Source organism: Streptosporangium sp. NPDC048047, assembly GCF_040653115.1.
Classification (GTDB): domain Bacteria; phylum Actinomycetota; class Actinomycetes; order Streptosporangiales; family Streptosporangiaceae; genus Streptosporangium.
Genome location: NZ_JBEZNH010000006.1, coordinates 168,111 through 184,892, shown reverse-complemented (window position 1 = coordinate 184,892; position 16,782 = coordinate 168,111). Strand labels below are relative to the sequence as shown.

At 72.3% G+C, this 16,782-nt stretch carries 15 protein-coding genes and 1 tRNA gene; 6 read left to right on the top strand and 10 right to left on the bottom strand.

The annotated features are described in order from the left end of the window. The first annotated feature begins 16 nt into the window (after positions 1–16). Positions 17–1,966 carry a hypothetical protein gene (locus AB0D67_RS07850; RefSeq protein WP_362931113.1) on the top strand — a complete coding sequence of 650 codons (1,950 nt, stop codon included), beginning with the start codon at positions 17–19 and terminating at the stop codon, positions 1,964–1,966. A 10-nt stretch (positions 1,967–1,976) separates the two neighbouring features. Here the strand turns inward: AB0D67_RS07850 and AB0D67_RS07845 are convergent, their stop codons facing one another. Beyond that, positions 1,977–2,399 (bottom strand): DUF6292 family protein, encoded by a 423-nt coding sequence (locus AB0D67_RS07845; RefSeq protein WP_362931111.1) that lies wholly within the window; start codon positions 2,397–2,399, stop codon positions 1,977–1,979. Positions 2,400–2,806: 407 nt separating this feature from the next. Here AB0D67_RS07845 and AB0D67_RS07840 point away from each other — a divergent pair, with 407 nt between their 5' ends. After that, positions 2,807–3,268, top strand: a complete 462-nt coding sequence (locus tag AB0D67_RS07840; protein ID WP_362931109.1) for a hypothetical protein — start codon at positions 2,807–2,809, stop codon at positions 3,266–3,268. 195 nt (positions 3,269–3,463) lie between these two features. Here the strand turns inward: AB0D67_RS07840 and AB0D67_RS07835 are convergent, their stop codons facing one another. Next, positions 3,464–4,603, bottom strand: coding sequence for a cystathionine gamma-synthase (locus AB0D67_RS07835; protein WP_362931107.1), 1,140 nt, complete (start codon positions 4,601–4,603; stop codon positions 3,464–3,466). Between the two features lie 191 nt (positions 4,604–4,794). After that, a complete protein-coding gene (locus AB0D67_RS07830) occupies positions 4,795–5,058 on the bottom strand; it encodes a hypothetical protein (protein ID WP_362931104.1) in 264 nt (87 codons plus the stop codon). A 136-nt stretch (positions 5,059–5,194) separates the two neighbouring features. Here AB0D67_RS07830 and AB0D67_RS07825 point away from each other — a divergent pair, with 136 nt between their 5' ends. Then, a complete protein-coding gene (locus AB0D67_RS07825; protein ID WP_362931102.1) occupies positions 5,195–6,454 on the top strand; it encodes a histidine kinase in 1,260 nt (419 codons plus the stop codon). A gap of 34 nt (positions 6,455–6,488) precedes the next feature. Here the strand turns inward: AB0D67_RS07825 and AB0D67_RS07820 are convergent, their stop codons facing one another. Further along, positions 6,489–7,859, bottom strand: coding sequence for a cystathionine beta-synthase (locus AB0D67_RS07820; RefSeq protein ID WP_362931240.1), 1,371 nt, complete (start codon positions 7,857–7,859; stop codon positions 6,489–6,491). A gap of 140 nt (positions 7,860–7,999) precedes the next feature. On the opposite strand from AB0D67_RS07820, the gene AB0D67_RS07815 reads away from it, so the two are divergent. The 3 genes from AB0D67_RS07815 (at position 8,000) to AB0D67_RS07805 (ending at position 11,909) form a co-directional block, all read left to right on the top strand. Beyond that, positions 8,000–8,971: an SGNH/GDSL hydrolase family protein gene (locus AB0D67_RS07815; RefSeq protein WP_362931238.1), complete on the top strand. Its 972-nt coding sequence runs from the start codon at positions 8,000–8,002 to the stop codon at positions 8,969–8,971. A gap of 52 nt (positions 8,972–9,023) precedes the next feature. Next, entirely contained in the window at positions 9,024–10,394 is a 1,371-nt protein-coding gene (locus AB0D67_RS07810; protein WP_362931100.1) for a PQQ-binding-like beta-propeller repeat protein, read from the top strand. Positions 10,395–10,688: 294 nt separating this feature from the next. Further along, a complete protein-coding gene (locus tag AB0D67_RS07805) occupies positions 10,689–11,909 on the top strand; it encodes an acetyl-CoA C-acetyltransferase (RefSeq protein WP_362931098.1) in 1,221 nt (406 codons plus the stop codon). A gap of 54 nt (positions 11,910–11,963) precedes the next feature. Here the strand turns inward: AB0D67_RS07805 and AB0D67_RS07800 are convergent, their stop codons facing one another. The 6 genes from AB0D67_RS07800 to AB0D67_RS07775 all read right to left on the bottom strand — a co-directional run bounded on the left by AB0D67_RS07800 (position 11,964) and on the right by AB0D67_RS07775 (position 16,535). Then, the gene (locus AB0D67_RS07800) at positions 11,964–12,374 is read right to left on the bottom strand and encodes a PPOX class F420-dependent oxidoreductase (RefSeq protein WP_362931096.1); all 411 of its coding nucleotides are present in this window, start codon (positions 12,372–12,374) and stop codon (positions 11,964–11,966) included. Positions 12,375–12,443: 69 nt separating this feature from the next. Further along, positions 12,444–12,671, bottom strand: coding sequence for a DUF4287 domain-containing protein (locus AB0D67_RS07795; RefSeq protein WP_179826446.1), 228 nt, complete (start codon positions 12,669–12,671; stop codon positions 12,444–12,446). Between the two features lie 292 nt (positions 12,672–12,963). After that, a complete protein-coding gene (locus AB0D67_RS07790) occupies positions 12,964–13,746 on the bottom strand; it encodes a Bax inhibitor-1/YccA family protein (protein WP_362931094.1) in 783 nt (260 codons plus the stop codon). 263 nt (positions 13,747–14,009) lie between these two features. Next, positions 14,010–14,082: transfer RNA gene (locus tag AB0D67_RS07785), tRNA-Leu, on the bottom strand. A gap of 169 nt (positions 14,083–14,251) precedes the next feature. Continuing rightward, complete coding sequence (locus AB0D67_RS07780; RefSeq protein ID WP_362931092.1) at positions 14,252–15,568, bottom strand: FAD-dependent oxidoreductase; 1,317 nt, start codon at positions 15,566–15,568, stop codon at positions 14,252–14,254. Between the two features lie 169 nt (positions 15,569–15,737). Continuing rightward, positions 15,738–16,535: a uracil-DNA glycosylase gene (locus AB0D67_RS07775; protein WP_362931090.1), complete on the bottom strand. Its 798-nt coding sequence runs from the start codon at positions 16,533–16,535 to the stop codon at positions 15,738–15,740. Between the last annotated feature and the right edge of the window lie 247 nt (positions 16,536–16,782).

Sequence of the window (16,782 nt, the reverse complement as noted above, 5' to 3'; positions counted from 1 at the left end):
ATCGGGAAGGGGCACCATGTCCTACCGCTATGGCGAGTACCGGGACGGCCCGGACCCGCTGGCCCCGCCGTACGACGTGCGTTCGGCGCTGGACCGGATGGGCGACTCGGTGCTGTCCGGCTCCAACCCCGCCCACGCGCTGCGCGACCTGCTACGGGAGGGCCTGCCCGGCGCGCGGGACCGGCGGGGGCTGGACGACCTGCTCCGCGAGGTACGGCGCCGCCGGCGTGAGCTGCGCGAGCGCGGCCGCCTCGACGGGACGCTGGAGCGGGCCCGCGCCCTGCTGGACCGCGCCCTCGAACAGGAGCGGGCCGCGCTGTTCCCCGACCCGTCCGACGAGGCCCGGCTGCGCGAGGCCGAGCTGGACGGGCTGCCGGAGGACACCGCGGGCGCGATCCGGGAGCTGACGGACTACCGGTGGCGGTCGCAGGAGGCGCGGCGGACCTTCGAGGAGCTGCGCGACCTGCTGCGCAGGGAGGTGCTCGACAGCCAGTTCCGCGGCATGAAGCAGGCGCTGGCCAGTCCCGATCCCGAGGCGATGGAGCGGGTCCGGCGGATGATGTCGGAGCTGAACGACATGCTCGACCGGGACTCCCGGGGCGAGCACACCCAATCCGACTTCGACGGCTTCATGTCGAAATATGGGGACATGTTCCCGGAGGCGCCGCGCAACCTGGAGGAGCTGGTCGACATCCTCGCCCGGCGGGCCGCCGCCACCCAGCGCCTCCTGGCCTCGCTCACCCCGGAGCAGCGCGAGGAACTGGCCGACCTGATGAGCCAGACGCTGGAGCAGGCCGGCCTGGACGAGGAGATGCGCCGCCTGGGCGAGTCCCTCTACAACCGCCGCCCCGACCTCGCCTGGAACACCCCCGAGCGGTTGTCCGGCGAGGAGCCGATGGGGATGGGCGACGCGGTCACCGCCCTGGACGAGCTCGCCGACCTGACCCAGCTGGAGGCGGCGCTGCGCCAGGACTACCCGGGCGCCCGCCTCGACGACATCGACGAGGCCGCGGTCCGCCGCGCCCTGGGCCGCTCCGCGGTCGACGACCTGGAGGCGCTCAGGCAGGTCGAGCGCGAGCTGGAGCAGCAGGGCTACCTCCGCCGCCAGCGCGGCAAGCTGGAGCTGACCCCCAAGGCCGTCCGCCGCCTGGGCGAGACCGCCCTGCGCCGCGTCTTCGCCTCCCTCGACGCCGGACGCCGCGGCGACCACGACCAGACCGACGCCGGCTCGGCCGGGGAACTGACCGGTTCCTCCCGGCCGTGGCGGTTCGGCGACGAGCAGCCCATCGACGTGGTCCGCACCGTCGTCAACTCCGTACGGCGCGGCGGCGGGGGCGGCGGAGCGGTGACCCTGTCGGTCGACGACTTCGAGGTCGCCGAGACCAAGCGGCGCACGGCCGCGGCCGTCTGCCTGCTGGTGGACCTCTCCTACTCGATGGCCCTGCGCGGCACGTGGGCGGCGGCCAAGCAGACCGCGCTGGCCCTGCAGGCACTGGTCAGCTCGAAGTTCCCGCAGGACTCGGTGCAGATCATCGGCTTCTCCAACTACGCCCGGGTCCTCGCGCCCGACGAGCTGGCCGGGCTGGAGTGGGACATGGTCCAGGGCACCAACCTGCACCACGCCCTGCTGATCGCGGGACGGCACCTGGACCGCCACCCCGACTTCGAGCCGGTCGTGCTCGTGGTCACCGACGGCGAGCCCACCGCCCACCTGCGGCGCAACGGCTCGGCGGCCTTCGAGTGGCCGCCCACGAACGAGACGCTGGAGCTGACGCTCGCCGAGGTGGACAAGATGACGCGCCGCCGGGCGACGCTCAACGTCTTCATGCTCGCCGACGACGAGCGGCTGCGGGACTTCGTGAACGAGGTGGCCCGCCGCAACGGCGGCCGGGTCTTCTCCTCCGAGGCCGACCGCCTCGGGGAGTACGTCGTCAGCGACTTCCTGCGGACCCGCCGGTCCCGCTGACCCGCCGGGCTCAGGCGCCGACGTAGGCCGGGTAGGAGTCGAGCGCCAGGTCGAAGCCGTCGCGGTAGTGGCGGTAGGAGCGGTAGCAGGGCCGCCAGGCCGTGCTGTTGCCCACCCCGGCCCGCGCGTCCGCCACGGCCTCGGGCACCCGCTCCGGGCGGAGCAGCAGACCGCCGCCGAGATAGCGGGCGTCGGCCAGGGCCGTGCAGGTCTCACGGTCGCCGGAGACGTAGCGGCCCCGCCGCCAGCCGCTCTCCTCGTCCCACACCAGCGCCTCCCCGCCGGTCAGCAGGATCGTGGCGGCGCGCGGATCGCACGGGCCCTCCCACCAGTCGGCGACCTCGGCGCCCAGCGCCTCGGCGACGCGGCTCACGTAGAAGGCCGGCTGACGCCGCCACTCCTCGGTGTACGGCTCGACATGTCTCACACCCACTGGGGGCACTCCCTTGTGCCGTCGTCCACGATCGGTTCTCACCACCCGCCCGGAACGGCCACGGCCGGAGCCGTCTGGGACCTCACACACGGGAACGAGTTCGCCTGTGATCCTACTCACCCCGACGGAGTGCTCAGTGGCGAAATGCGAAGATCTACCCTCGCGTGATGCCGGAACCGGCCCTCCACCGCCCGCCCGGCCCCTGCTCACCGCCCGGAAACCGCTCACGGCCCGGAAACCCGGGCGGTCCGCCGACCGGTCTCCGCCCGGGTCCTCCCCGGAAACCGGCCCCGGCGGCCCGGCCCGCGTCGGGCCACGTTCCGAGAACGATCATCGGCGACGGAAGTGTGGGTAAGGCCCGAGCGAGCCGTATGCGGGCGGGATCACCGCGGGTTAGTGTCTGGCGCATGACAGACCTGCTGCTCTGGCTCCACATCGGCTTCGCGATCTTCGCGCTGGGGCCGCTCACCGCCGCCACCATGTCCACCCCGAGGTTCATCCGCGCCGGAGACGTCAACGTCCTGCGTTACCTGCACCGGACCACCCGCATATACGGCATCGCGGCTCTGGGGGTGTTCCTGTTCGGCGCGCTGCTGGGCCGCGAGTATCTCGGCAGGCCGTACCTGTCGGTCTCGATGACGCTGTTCATCGTCGCCCTGGCGCTCCTCGCCCTGGTGGTCCGCGACCAGGGCGTCGCCCTGCGGATCCTCTCCGGCGATCACGGCAAGGACGGCAAGGACGGCGGGACCGCCGAGGGCCGCAAGGGCGACGCGAAGGTCCAGGTCGGACGGGTCGCCGCGCTCTCCGGCGTGATCGGCGTGATCTGGCTCGTCATCCTGGTGCTGATGGTCTGGGGCAATCCGTCCTGACCGGCCGCTCCGGCCCGGCCGCCCGCGGCGGGGCTCCGCACGGACCCGGCCCGGCGGTGCGGCCCGGTGATGCGGCCCGGTCCGTCCGGAACGGTCGCGGTCCGTCCGGAACGGTCGCGGTCCGGCGCGTCCGCGCGTCCGGCCCGGCCGCGCCGTACGCGCCGGGCCGTACGGCCGGTCCCGCCCGTCAGACCGTCAGCCCAGCGCCCGCGTCAGGTCGGCGAGCAGGTCGTCGATCGTCTCGATGCCGACCGACAGCCGGACGAGGTCGGAGGGCACCTCCAGCGGCGAGCCCACCGCCGAGGCGTGGGTCATCCGGCCCGGGTGCTCGACCAGCGACTCCACCCCGCCGAGCGACTCGCCGAGGGTGAACAGCTTCGTCCGGTTGCAGATCTCGACCGCCTCGGCCTCGCCGCCGGCGACCCGGAAGGAGACCATGCCGCCGAAGCGCCTCATCTGCTTGGCGGCCACCTCGTGGCCGGGGTGCTCGGGCAGGCCCGGGTAGAGCACCGACGACACCTTCGGGTGGGCCAGCAGCAGGTCCACGACCCGCTCGGCGTTGTCGCAGTGGCGCTCCATCCGAACCGCCAGCGTCTTGATGCCCCGCAGGGTCAGCCACGCGTCGAACGGACCGGCCACCGCGCCCATGGCGTTCTGGTGGTAGGCGAGCTTCTCGCCCACCTCGGCGTCGCGCGCGACGAGCGCCCCGCCGACCACGTCGGAGTGACCGCCCACGTACTTGGTGGTGGAGTGCACCACGATGTCCGCGCCCAGCGACAGCGGCTGCTGAAGGTACGGCGAGGCGAAGGTGTTGTCCACCACCAGCAGCGCGCCGTTCTCGTGCGCGAGGTGGGCCAGCGCCTCGATGTCGAAGACGCTCAGCAGCGGGTTGGTCGGCGTCTCGACCCAGACGATCTTCGTCTTCGTGGTCATGGCGGACGCCACCGCGTCCAGGTCGCCGAGCGGCACCGGGTCGTAGTGGAGCGACCAGGGCTCGTGCACCTTGGCGAAGAGCCGGTAGGTGCCGCCGTAGGCGTCGTTCGGGATGATGACGTGGTCGCCCGGCCGACACAGGGCGCGCAGCACGGCGTCCTCGGCCGCCAGGCCGGACGCGAACGCCAGGCCCCTCGCGCCGCCCTCGATGGCCGCGACGGCCTCCTCCAGGGCGGTCCTGGTCGGGTTGGCCGACCGGCTGTACTCATATCCGGAGCGCAGGCCCCCGACGCCGTCCTGCTTGTAGGTGGAGACGGCGTAGATCGGCGGGACGACCGCCCCGGTGACCGGGTCGGGCTCCTGGCCTGCGTGGATCGCCAGTGTTTCGAATCCTTCACTCATGGGGCCAACGCTACTCGGAAGAGGCGGGCGGCCCGTCCCGCACGGTCCCGTTCCGCCACCCGCCGCCCCACCCGCGCAGGCCGCCCCGAGTCGTCGGGGTCTGCGGCGCCCGCCGTTCCGAGCCGCCGCGGGCCGCCCCGAGCCACCGCGGTCTCCGGCGCCCGCCGTTCCGGGCCGCCGGACCCTCCGGCTCAGGCCGCCCTGGCCCGGTGCCCCCCGGCGCCCGTCCGCGGCAGCCGGATGAGCTCGCCGTCCGCCTCCTCCGCACCCCCTGCGGCCCTCTCCGGGGTCCCGCCGTCCTTCGGCGGCACACCGGCGCCCTTCCCGGTCTTCCCGCGCCCGGCCGCCTCCCTGCCCTGGGCGGCGGCGCGCGACAGCAGGACCGGATCCGCCATGGCCAGGCAGAGCCCGACCGCGAACCCGATGGCCAGCAGCACGATCCCGATGACGGTCATGGTTCCTCCCCTTCGACACATCGAGCATCGCCCGCCGCCCCGCCCCCGCGCCTCCGCTGAAGGACCGGTCCCGCCGGACGCCGGTCGGCCGAACGGCCGATCTGCCGTACCGACCCGGGGCCTAGGCTCGGTGAGCGTGGGTGAGTCACATCGCGTCGTTCACTGGATCAGGCGGCTCAGCGAGATCGCGCTGATCGGCTGGCTGACGCTGCTGTTCCTGATCGACGTCGCGCTGGCGGTGGGCCTCCACACCTGGCCGGTGTGGCCCAACCTGCTGTGCGGCGCGGCCGGCCTCCTCGCCGTGCTGTGGCGGCGCACCCGCCGGGTGAGCGGCCTCCGCGCCTTCCTGGCGCTGTCGTCCGGCGTCACCCTGATCATCCTGTTCACCGGCGGCGACGGCAGGCCGGGGTTCGCCGAGATCGGGGCGCTGCTGATCCTCACCGTCAGCGCGCTGCGCTCGATCGAGCCGGTCCGGCGCGCGGCGCTGTTCTCCCTGGCGGCGATGGTCGTGCTGGAGTTCTCGGCCTGGCGCCTGCGGTCGGCCCCGGAGATCGTGGCCACCGCGTTCTCCCTCTTCGTGCCCTGGGCGTTCGCGGCCGGGGCGGGCGCCTACCTCCGCTTCCAGCTGGAACGCCGCCGGGAGGCGGTGTCCGCGGTACGGCGGTCCGAGCGGCTGGAACTGGCCAGGGAACTGCACGACCTGGTCGCCCACCACATCACCGGGATCGTCGTGCAGGCGCAGGCCGCCCGCGTCGTCGCCGAGCAGAAACCCGACGCCGTGGTCCCCGCCCTCGACGCGATCGCCGGCGCCGGGGCCGACGCGCTGACCTCGATGCGCCGCCTGGTCAGCGTGCTGCGCGCCGAGGACGAGGCGGCCCGCTCCCCGGGCAGCACGCTGCGGGACCTGCGGCTGCTGGTCGAGCGGTTCTCCGCCGGCGGCCCCACGGTCGCCTTCGACATCGGCCCCGGCATCGACGACGGCACCCTCCCCCCGGAGGTGCTGACGACCCTCCACAGGGTGCTGCAGGAGTCGCTGACCAACGTCCGCCGCCACGCCCCGGACGCGGGCTGGGTGGAGGCGAACCTGAGACTGACCGGCGTCCCCGCCGGACCGTACGGCGCGGGCGGCGCGGAGAGCCCGCCCGGTCCGCGTGACGGCCGGCCGGACGGCCCCGGCGTCAGGGGGACGCCGGGGATCGTGGTGCTGCGCGTCCGCAACTACGGCTCGGCGTCCGACGGCCGGTTCTCCCTGCTGGGCGGCGGGTTCGGCCTCGTGGGCATGGCCGAGCGCGTCGAGGCGCTGGGCGGCCGGCTGGCCGCGGGCCCCACCCCCGAGGGCGCCTGGGAGGTGACGGCGGAGTGCCCGCTGGCACGACCGGCCTCCTCCCCCGGCTGACCCACCGGGAGAGAGGCCACGGAAGACGCCGGGATCAGTGGTTGGCGAGGAAGGCCAGCAGGTCGTGGCGGGTGAGCAGGCCGACCGGCTTGCCGTCGTCGAGCACGACCGCCGCGTCGGCCTTCTCCAGCGCCTCGACCGCGATGGAGACGGGCTCGCCCGCCCCGATCATCGGCAGCGGCTGCGACATGTGGCCGGCCAGCGGGTCGTTCGGCGAGACCTTGCCCCGGTAGAGGGCGTCGAGCAGATCGCGCTCCAGGATCGAGCCGACCACCTCTGCGGCCATGACCGGCGGCTCCTCCTTCATCACGGGGAGCTGCGACACGCCGTACTCGCGCATGATCGAGATGGCGGTGTCCACCGACTCGTGCGGGTGGGTGTGCACGAACTCCGGCATGCCGGACCCCTTGCGGGTCAGCACGTCCTTGACCAGGCCCTCCTCGCTGGAGGTGGTCAGGAAGCCGTAGTCCGCCATCCAGTCGTCGTTGAAGATCTTTGAGAGGTAGCCCCGGCCGCCGTCGGGCAGCAGGACGACGACCACGTCGTCCGGGCCGGCCTGCTGGGCGACGCGCAGCGCGGCGACCGTCGCCATCCCGCAGGAGCCGCCGACCAGCAGCGCCTCCTCGCGGGCCAGGCGGCGGGTCATGCCGAAGGAGTCCTTGTCGGAGACCGCGATGATCTCGTCGCAGATCGTGGTGTCGTAGGTGGCCGGCCAGATGTCCTCGCCGACGCCCTCCACCAGGTACGGCCGGCCGGTGCCGCCGGAGTAGACGGAGCCCTCCGGGTCGGCGCCAATGATCTTCACGCGGCCGCCGGAGATCTCCTTGAGGTAGCGGCCGGTGCCGCTGATCGTGCCGCCGGTGCCGACGCCCGCCACGAAGTGGGTGATCCGTCCCTCGGTCTGCTCCCAGATCTCCGGGCCGGTGGAGTGGTAGTGGCTCTCGGGGTTGTTGACGTTGGAGTACTGGTCGGGCTTCCAGGCACCCGGGGTCTCTCTGGCCAGGCGGTCGGAGACCGAGTAGTAGGAGTTCGGGTGGTCGGGCGAGACCGCCGTCGGGCAGACCACGACCTCGGCGCCGTAGGCGCGGAGCACCGAGATCTTGTCCTGGGCGACCTTGTCCGGCACGACGAACAGGCATTTGTAGCCGCGCTGCTGGGCCACGATGGCCAGGCCGACGCCCGTGTTGCCCGAGGTGGGCTCCACGATGGTGCCGCCGGGGCGCAGCTCGCCCGACTTCTCGGCGGCGTCGATCATCCGCACCGCGATCCGGTCCTTGACCGAACCGCCCGGGTTGAAATACTCGACCTTGGCGAGCACCTGGGCCTGGACCCCCGCCGTCACCTTGTTCAGCCGGACGAGCGGCGTGTTGCCCATCAGTTCGACGAGCGAGTCGTATACGCGCACGGTGAAGATCACCTCGAAATACCATAGCTTTGTCAGCTGTTGTGCGGAACGCCGTGGTCCCCATGGGTGGTCGGGGCTCGGCCGGCTGCTTACAAGGCCAACGCTACCGTCGTGTCGTATCGAGGGAGCAACGCCACGTGATGTGGACACCGGGAGCCGCACGGGCCGCGCGGCGCATCGCGGCCGCCGCCGCCGTGGGCGGAGGGGGGCTGACCGTGCTCGGCGCGGCCACCTACGGGCTGCTGTTCACCGAGGCGGCCGTGGCCCGGCGCCTCGTCGGCCGGCCGCACGGCATGGAGGGCCCGCCGTCCGACGGGATCTACGGCGACTTCGACGGCGAGCCGATCCGCATGGTGATGCTCGGCGACTCCACCTCGGTGGGGCTCGGCACCACCGACCCGGCGGACACCCCGGCGGTGCTGATCGCCTCCGGTCTGGCGGGCGTCGCCGAGCGGCCGGTCCGGCTGACCGTGGTGGGGAGGTCGGGGGCGGCCTCCGTCGATCTGGGCGACCAGGTGGACCGGGCGCTGCGGGCGCTGCCCGACGTCGCGGTCATCTTCATCGGCGCCAACGACGTCACCACGCAGACGCCGCCCGCGAAGGCCGTACGGCACCTGCAGAAGGCGGTGCGGCGGCTGCGGGAGGCCGGGGCCGAGGTGGTCGTGGGCACCTGCCCGGACCTCGGCACGGTCCGGCCGATCGCCCAGCCGCTGCGCTGGGTGACCCGGCGGTGGAGCCGCCAGCTCGCCGCCGCGCAGACGGTCGCGGTGGTCGAGGCCGGCGGACGGACCGTCGCCTTCGCCGACATGCTCGGCGCGGAGTTCGACACGAACCCGGATGAGATGTTCGGGCCCGATCGATACCACCCATCTGCCCAAGGCTACCTACAGGTCGCTTACGCGGTGCTACCGTCTGTAGGCAATGCGCTGGGACTGTGGCCCGAGCCGCGGCCGCGGCGCAGCGAGTCGATCTACCTCGCGGCGGCCATGGCCGCGGAGGAGCCCGGCGCCGAGGTCTCCGCGACCCGCGTCGCCGGCCGGGCCACCGGACCCCACGGACGATGGGTGACGATGCTCCGCCGGCGTCCCTGGGTCCAGCCTCGCGACGCCTGATTCCGGTCACCCTCCGCGTCGAAGCCGTCACGCCTCGACGCATTGGAGTGGAATGCCCGCCATCCGGCCCCCCGCGAAACCGATCCTGGCGCTCGCCGGAGCCCTGGCCCTGTCCGGTTGCGCCCTGTCCGGCTGCTCCGGCAGCGAAGCGGCCACCCCCGCCTACCCCACCTGGCACAACCCCGGGGTGAACGCGGTCAGCCGTACCGTCTCCGCCGGGGGCGTCGCCGCGACGACCTCCTTGCTGCCCGGCGGCACGCTGGAGACGGTCGCCTTCGACCTCGCGTCGGGCCGGAAGCTGTGGGCCCAGCCGGCGACCATGGCGGGCCGGCTGCCGGGGATGGGCGTCCCGGCCCCGGCGCTCGTCGAGACCGGCGGCGGGCAGGCCGTCGCGGTGACCGTCGATCCGTTCCGGCGCGGCCGGTGGAACGCCCTGCTCGTCGCCCGCGACGCCCGCACCGGCGCGCGGCGGTGGACCCGCCCGCTGAACTCCACGTTCGGGCCGCAGCGGTGCGGGGCGCTGGTGTGCGTCCCGGAGAACACCGCCCTGGAGACGGCCCGGATGGTCGTGCTCGACCCGGCCACCGGCAAGGTGCTGTGGAAGCTGCCCGGGATCGCCGAGGTCGAGTGGTCCGACGCCTCCCGCGCCGTGGTGCTGCGCCTGGCCCGGCACCCCGTCCTGGAGTCGCGCGACCTGCGGACCGGGAAGCTCGTCTGGAAGCTGCCGGTGGAGCAGCCGCTCGGCGCGGGGGTGGACCTCTCCGGCGGCTGGTCGTTCGGGGCGACCTCCGGCAACCTCGTCGGCTACGTCGCGCCGTACACCGTCCCCTCGACGAAGAAGCTCTCCGCCTTCGGGTTCTTCTCCGTGAAGATCGCCGACGGCACGGTCAACTGGATCCGTCCCTCGGTGGTGCGGGTCTACCCCAGCGGCAGCCCCGGTTTCGCGCCGGTGGTCCGCCCCGTCGACGAGCAGGGCCGGTACGGCGGGTTCGCCCGGCTCGACGCCGAGAGCGGCCGGGTCCTCGGCCAGATCCCGTCCGACCGGATCCCCGGCTCCGGCTGGTGGCTCGCCTTCCCCGAGCGGATGGACACGCTCGGTTTCCTCAAGCACGGCAAGGCGGGCACGGTCTTCGACCTCGCCACCGGCCGTCCCGGCGAGATCACCGGGCGGCGCGGCTGGTCCTTCTGTGTAACCGATCCCAAGCCGCTCGCGTTGCGGAACCAGGTCCCCGGCTTCTACTCGGTGGCATCGCTGTGCGAGTTCGACCTCGCCAGGGGCGAGAAGGTCACGCCGCGGGGGCCGGGCGCGCCGCCCGCGTGGTTCACCGGCAGCCAGGGGGGCTGGCGGATCTGGCGTGACGAGAAGGGCGGCCTGCACGGCGTCGAGGACGGCACGGGCACCGCCCCCGGCATGTACGGCTGAGCCGCCGTCACATACGGCTGAGCCGCCGTCACATACGGCCGGGCCTCCGGCGCGTGCGGCCGGGCCTCCGGCGCGTGCGGCCGGGCCTCCGGTGCGTGCGGCCGGCGGCTCGGCGCCGGAATGGACGACCGAGCCGGCCGGCGCCGTCCCCGGTGCGTACGGCCGGCCGGCTCCGCGCCCCGGCGGCTCGCCTGCCGTACAAAGTTCTGTTTTCTGCGGCCCCGGGGCGTGGCATTCGGGCTACCGCGCGGTAACCTCCGCAGGAGGAGAGGCACACGAACCCAGGAGAGCCACATGCCCGAGGCAGTCATCGTCGCGACCGCACGCTCGCCGATCGGCCGCGCCTTCAAGGGGTCCCTCAAGGACATCCGTCCCGACGACCTGACCGCGCAGATCATCAGGGCCGCGCTGGCGAAGGTGCCGCAGCTCGACCCGGCCGCCATCGACGACCTGATGCTCGGCTGCGGACTGCCCGGCGGCGAGCAGGGGTACAACATGGGCCGGGTGGTCGCCACCCTCCTGGGGCTGGACGGCGTGCCCGGCACCACGATCACCCGCTACTGCTCGTCCTCGCTGCAGACCACCCGGATGGCCCTGCACGCCATCAGGGCGGGCGAGGGCGACGTGTTCGTCTCCGCGGGCGTGGAGTGCGTCTCCCGCTTCGCCAAGGGCAACTCCGACTCGCTGCCCGACACGGCGAACCCCCTGTTCGACGAGGCCAAGGCCCGTACGGCGCGGGCCGCCGAGGGCGGGGGCGGCGTCTGGCACGACCCGCGTGAGGACGACGCGCTGCCCGACGTCTACATCGCGATGGGCCAGACCGCCGAGAACGTCGCCGCGCTGCGGGGCGTGTCCCGCCAGGAGCAGGACGAGTTCGGCGTCCGCTCGCAGAACCTCGCCGAGAAGGCCATCGCCAACGGCTTCTGGGAGACCGACATCACCCCGGTGACGCTGCCCGACGGGACCGTGGTGAGCAAGGACGACGGCCCCAGGGCGGGCACCACCTACGAGGCGGTCTCGCAGCTCAAGCCGGTCTTCCGTCCCGACGGCACGGTCACCGCGGGCAACTGCTGCCCGCTGAACGACGGCGCCGCCGCGGTGATCGTGATGAGCGACACCAAGGCCGCCGAGCTGGGCATCACCCCCCTGGCCCGGGTCGTCTCCACCGGCGTGACCGGCCTGTCCCCGGAGATCATGGGTCTCGGGCCGGTCGAGGCGTCCCGGCAGGCCCTGGCGCGGGCGGGCATGTCCATCGGCGACGTCGACCTCGTCGAGATCAACGAGGCGTTCGCGGCCCAGGTCATCCCGTCCTACCAGGAGCTCGGCATCGACCTCGACCGGCTCAACGTCAACGGCGGCGCCATCGCGGTGGGCCACCCGTTCGGCATGACCGGCGCCCGGATCACCTCCACGCTGATCAACAGCCTGCGGTTCCACGACCGCTCGATCGGCCTGGAGACCATGTGCGTGGGCGGCGGCCAGGGCATGGCCATGGTCCTGGAGCGCCTCAGCTGACCTCCGGCCGATGAGGCCGTGAAGGCGTGAGCCGGGCCGTACGGAGCCGGCTGCTCAGCCGTGCACGTCCGGCCCGGCGCGGGTGAGGTCGATCCGCATGACGACCCGCCGTTCGAGCTCCATGGACATCCGGTAGTCGTCCCAGTCGGGATGCTCGCCGGAGATGCCGCGGTAGTAGGAGATGAGGTGCTCCATCGCCTCGGGCAGCGAGACGATCTCCGCGGTCCCCTCGATCTGGATCCACTGGCCGAAGAAGCCGTCGGTCGTCACGCAGAGCGCGACGTTCGGGTCCCTGCGGGCGTTGCGGACCTTCGCCGCGGTCTCCCGGCTGCTGACGACGGCCCGGCCGTCGATGTCGAGACCCACGATGACCGGGGACATCTGCGGGCGGCCGTCGGCGTGCCGGGTGAGCAGGACGGCCCGGTGGTTGTCGCGGATGAAGTCGCGTGCGCTGTCAAGATCCATGCCCCCATCATGCGGGGGGCACACACAAGCCCGCACCCCCGGGCGGGGTACGGGCTTGGGGTAGACGGCCTACAGGTAACGGCTGCGGCGGTGACGCTCGTGCTCGTGGACGATGGCGGCGGCGTAGCCGTGGGTCAGCCCGTGCTCTGTTGCGAGCCAGTTGGCCCGCTCGTCGCAACGGAGGAAGGACGGGCCGTTGTCGATGGCCTGGAACCACTCTGGGAGTGCGCGTCCCGTGATGTCAGGGACCCTTGCGATCAGTTTGCTCTGCGTCTCCGGTGAGTGGTTCAACGACATGGACACCTCCAGGAATAGGGCTTCCTTTGCTCGACAGTGCATCACGATCCATCGGATGGCAAGCCCTCACAGGCAAAGGCTCCGCCGCGTTTCGTCATCCACTGCTCGCTCGTCATTCACCGTCATGCCCAGCCTTCGTAAGGAGAATCACCCTTCCGGACAGGAAAGAACCTTCGTTCGGGAGAGCCCCCGGGAGGCGTGGATCCCTGCCGGGGCTCCGGCCCCGGAAAGCGCGAACCCCCGCCGGAGGGGCTCCGGCGGGGGTTCGGGCGGACGGCGGCGCGGCGCGGCGCTAGTCCCTTGAGAAGTAGCTGATCAGGCGCAGGATCTCCAGGTAGAGCCAGACCAGGGTGACCGTCAGGCCGAAGGCCATCAGCCAGGAGTACCGCTCGGGGACGCCGGCCCGCACGCCCTCCTCCACCGAGTTGAAGTCGAGCAGCAGGAAGAAGCAGCCGATCAGGATGGCGGCGACGCTGAAGGCGTAGGACAGCAGGCCGTCGCCGGTGCGCAGCCCGAGGCCGCCCGCGATGAAGTAACCGGCGATCCAGTTGACGAGCATGAGGCCCATCAGCGCCAGGCCCGCGGCCACGACGAACTTGGTGAACTTCGGCGTGACCCGGACGATCCGCAGCGCGTACACCGCGAGGGTGCCGCCGAAGGCCAGGGCCGTGCCGAGCACCGCCTGGAGGACGATGCCGTTGTACAGGTCGTTGTAGAGGTGGCTCACCACGCCGATGGCCACACCGTAGGCGACGGCGTAGCCGAGGATCAGCACGGGGTTGGTGCTCTGCTTGAACGAGACGATCAGTCCGAGCACCAGGCCGACGATCACGCCGATCAGCAGGGCGGCGTTGCCGAGGTTCAGCGCCCAGGCCGCCGCCGCGGAGACGACCAGCGTGCCGAGCGTGATGAACCCGCGCACGACCACGTCGTCGATCGTCATGGCCCGCTGGGCGGGAGGTGCGTACGACGGCCTGTCGTACATTCCCTGAAGCTGGTCAGGGGTCGGCGTCGGCGCGCTCCAGCCTCGCTGTTGCGCGTTCGCCTGCCGGAATACCGGGTTTCTGCTCTCCATCGCTGCCTCCACGCTGCGACCTGCACGATGAGTGATCGGACCGGCCGTCACCCGGCCGTGTCACGTTGATCTCCGTTGGACCGGCCCCGCGGGCGCGGGGCCGGCGTTCGCCGCCGGGCAGGCCGTACGGCTACCGCCGTAGATCTCAACGCACGGGTCGTCCGTGCGGTTCCCGTCCTCCCCGCCGGATCTCCGGACGGCGGGCCGGTGGCCTCTCGGCCGGTCAGGGAGCCCCGGGGACGGCAGCGGGCAAGATCGGCAAGTGCCCCCGGAGGGACTCGAACCCTCACTACAACCCTTTTAAGGGGTTTGCCTCTGCCGTTGGGCTACGGGGACGCCGCAATCATACGTAACGGACCACTCATCCGAGGAGCACAGCTTTGTATCAGGCGTCACACAAACCATGATCGATGTATGCGATAGAACCCCCGGCGGGACAGGGCCTGCCGGGGGTTCGGGTCGTGTGGTCCGGCACGCCGCGCGGGGGCGGTCCGGGCCTCGGCGATCAGGTCGTCGCGGCCTGACGGAACTCGGTGCGGGGCTCGTGGAGCTCCCCGAGCGAGACGGTCTCCCGCTTGAAGAACAGCGCCAGGGTCCAGTCGGCCACCACGCGGACCTTGCGGTTGAAGGTGGGGATCCGCGACATGTGGTACGTCCGGTGCATGAACCAGGCGGGCAGCCCGCGGAGCTTGAGCCCGTAGACGTTGGCCACGCCCTTGTGCAGGCCCAGGCCGGCGACCGAGCCGACGTACTTGTGCCGGTAGTCGACGAGCTGCCGCCCGTGGAGCTGACGGGTGATGTTGTCGGCGAGGACCTTGGCCTGCCGTACGGCGTGCTGGGCGTTGGGCGCGCAGTACTGGCCGGGGTTGGTCACGTCGGGGACGCCCGCCACGTCGCCGGCGGAGTAGGCGTCCTGGACGCCGGCCACCGTCAGGCGGGTGGTGGTCTTGATCCGGCCGCGCTCGTCCAGCGGCAGGTCTCCGGCGTTCGCGACCGGGCTGGGCTTGACGCCCGCGGTCCACACGATGGTGGCCGACTCGAACTCGTCTCCGTCGGAGAGCTTGACGTGGCCGCCGACGCAGGACTCCAGGCGGGTGCCGAGCTTGACCTCGATGCCGCGCTCGCGGAGCTGCTCGGCGGTCCACCTGCCCATCTCGGGGCCGACCTCGGGAAGGATGCGGTCGGTCGCCTCGACCAGGACCCAGCGGAGGTCGTCGCGGGTGATGTTGCGGTAGTAGCGCACCGCGTCCAGCGACATGTCCTCCAGTTCGGCCAGTGCTTCGACGCCCGCGAAGCCGCCGCCGACCACGACGAACGTCAGCGCCCGGCGGCGCAGCTCCTCGTCGTCGTCGGACTCGGCCCGGTCGAGGAGGCCGAGGACGCGGTTGCGCAGCGCGGTCGCCTCGCCGATCGTCTTGAAGCCGATGGCGGCGTCGGCGAGGCCGGGGATGGGGAGCGTGCGGGAGACCGAGCCGGCGGCCATGACGATGATGTCGTAGCCGATCTCGTGCCCGGTGCCGACGTTCGGCGCGAAAGTGACCTTCTTGGAGGCGTGGTCGATCTTGGTGACCTTGCCGTTGAGGATCGTCGCCTTGTTCAGGACGCGGCGGAGCGGGACCACCACGTGGCGGGGCGAGATGTTCCCGGCGGCGGCCTCGGGGAGGAACGGCTGGTAGGTCATGTACGACTCGGGGGTGAGGACGGTGATCCGCACGCTGCCGTCGCGCAGTTCCTTGCGGAGCGTGTGCTGCAGGCGCAGCACGGTGTAGAGGCCGACGTAGCCCCCACCGACGACCACGATGTGCTTGGAGTTGCGGTTCACTTCGGCGCCATCCTTATCCTTGGCTTTGTGAAAGCTTTCACAAGCTTACGTCGATTCGTGGGATGATGCCACTGCGGGTGGGGCAAAACTTGAGGATCTTCTCAGATCGACCCGGAAAAACTACGCATCTCGCCCATGAGGGCGAGAAATTATCCGTTTGTGATTGACTTCACAACTTACTCAGCGCGTCCGCCCGGGCGAAGAGGGCGTCGAGCATGGCCGCGGTGACCCTGCCGGTGAAGGTGTTCTGCTGGCTCGGGTGGTAGCACCCCAGCAGGTGGGCGGGGGCGCCGTCCCGGGAGATCTCCACCTCGGCGCCGTGCCCGAAGGCCGGCCGCGGACGCGGCAGGTCGTACCCGGCCTCCCGCAGCGCCGGCCAGACCGCCTGCCAGGCGAAACCGCCCAGCGCGACCACCACCCGCACGCTGCCGGCGACCATCGCGATCTCCTCTGCCAGCCACGGGAAGCACGCCGCCCGCTCCGCCGGGTCGGGCTTGTTCGCGGGCGGGGCGCACCGTACGGCGGCCACCATGCGCGCCCCGATGAGCCGCTGCCCGTCACCGGCGTGGACGCTGGTCTCCTGGGCGGCGAGGCCGTTGCGGTACAGCGAGGCGAACAGCCAGTCGCCGCTGCGGTCGCCGGTGAAGATCCGGCCGGTGCGGTTGCCGCCGTGCGCCGCCGGCGCCAGCCCGACGATGAGGATCCCGGGCCTCTCCTCGCCCCAGCCCGCGATGGGCCTGCCCCAGTAGGTCTCCCCGGCGAACGCCCGCCGCTTGACCGCCGCGACCTCCTCCCGCCAGTCCACCAGACGCGGGCAGGCCCGGCAGACCGACTGCCGGGCCGTCAGCTCGGCGAGCGTGCCGCTCGTCCGGGCCAGCTCGGCCACCTCGGCGGCGTCGTGGGCGACGGGGGTGCCGGGCAGGGCCGGGTCACCCGGCCAGCCGGATCCGGGAGGAACACAGGTCATGCCTTCGATGGTGCCCGACGGAAGGGGGTGCCCAGGACCGGAACGGCGGACGGGACACGAGAGACGAGCACGGGAACGGGGGGACGGGCGTGGGAACGGGAGACCGGGCACGGAAGGCGGACACGGAAAGGCGGACACGGAAAGGCGGACACGGAAAGGCGGCGTCCGCTGAGCGCGGACGCCGCCTTCCTCTCTCGTTCTCACTCGGACCCGTCCGGGCGGGCGTCAGGTTCCCACGCCGCCCGCC

Excerpts from the sequence above, each read along its gene's own strand:
- AB0D67_RS07850 (WP_362931113.1), top strand. The coding sequence starts at position 17 with ATGTCCTACCGCTATGGCGAGTACCGGGACGGCCCGGACCCGCTGGCC.
- AB0D67_RS07840 (WP_362931109.1), top strand. The coding sequence starts at position 2,807 with ATGACAGACCTGCTGCTCTGGCTCCACATCGGCTTCGCGATCTTCGCG.
- AB0D67_RS07835 (WP_362931107.1), bottom strand. The coding sequence starts at position 4,603 with ATGAGTGAAGGATTCGAAACACTGGCGATCCACGCAGGCCAGGAGCCC.
- AB0D67_RS07830 (WP_362931104.1), bottom strand. The coding sequence starts at position 5,058 with ATGACCGTCATCGGGATCGTGCTGCTGGCCATCGGGTTCGCGGTCGGG.
- AB0D67_RS07815 (WP_362931238.1), top strand. The coding sequence starts at position 8,000 with ATGTGGACACCGGGAGCCGCACGGGCCGCGCGGCGCATCGCGGCCGCC.
- AB0D67_RS07810 (WP_362931100.1), top strand. The coding sequence starts at position 9,024 with ATGCCCGCCATCCGGCCCCCCGCGAAACCGATCCTGGCGCTCGCCGGA.
- AB0D67_RS07805 (WP_362931098.1), top strand. The coding sequence starts at position 10,689 with ATGCCCGAGGCAGTCATCGTCGCGACCGCACGCTCGCCGATCGGCCGC.
- AB0D67_RS07800 (WP_362931096.1), bottom strand. The coding sequence starts at position 12,374 with ATGGATCTTGACAGCGCACGCGACTTCATCCGCGACAACCACCGGGCC.
- AB0D67_RS07795 (WP_179826446.1), bottom strand. The coding sequence starts at position 12,671 with ATGTCGTTGAACCACTCACCGGAGACGCAGAGCAAACTGATCGCAAGG.
- AB0D67_RS07790 (WP_362931094.1), bottom strand. The coding sequence starts at position 13,746 with ATGGAGAGCAGAAACCCGGTATTCCGGCAGGCGAACGCGCAACAGCGA.
- AB0D67_RS07775 (WP_362931090.1), bottom strand. The coding sequence starts at position 16,535 with ATGACCTGTGTTCCTCCCGGATCCGGCTGGCCGGGTGACCCGGCCCTG.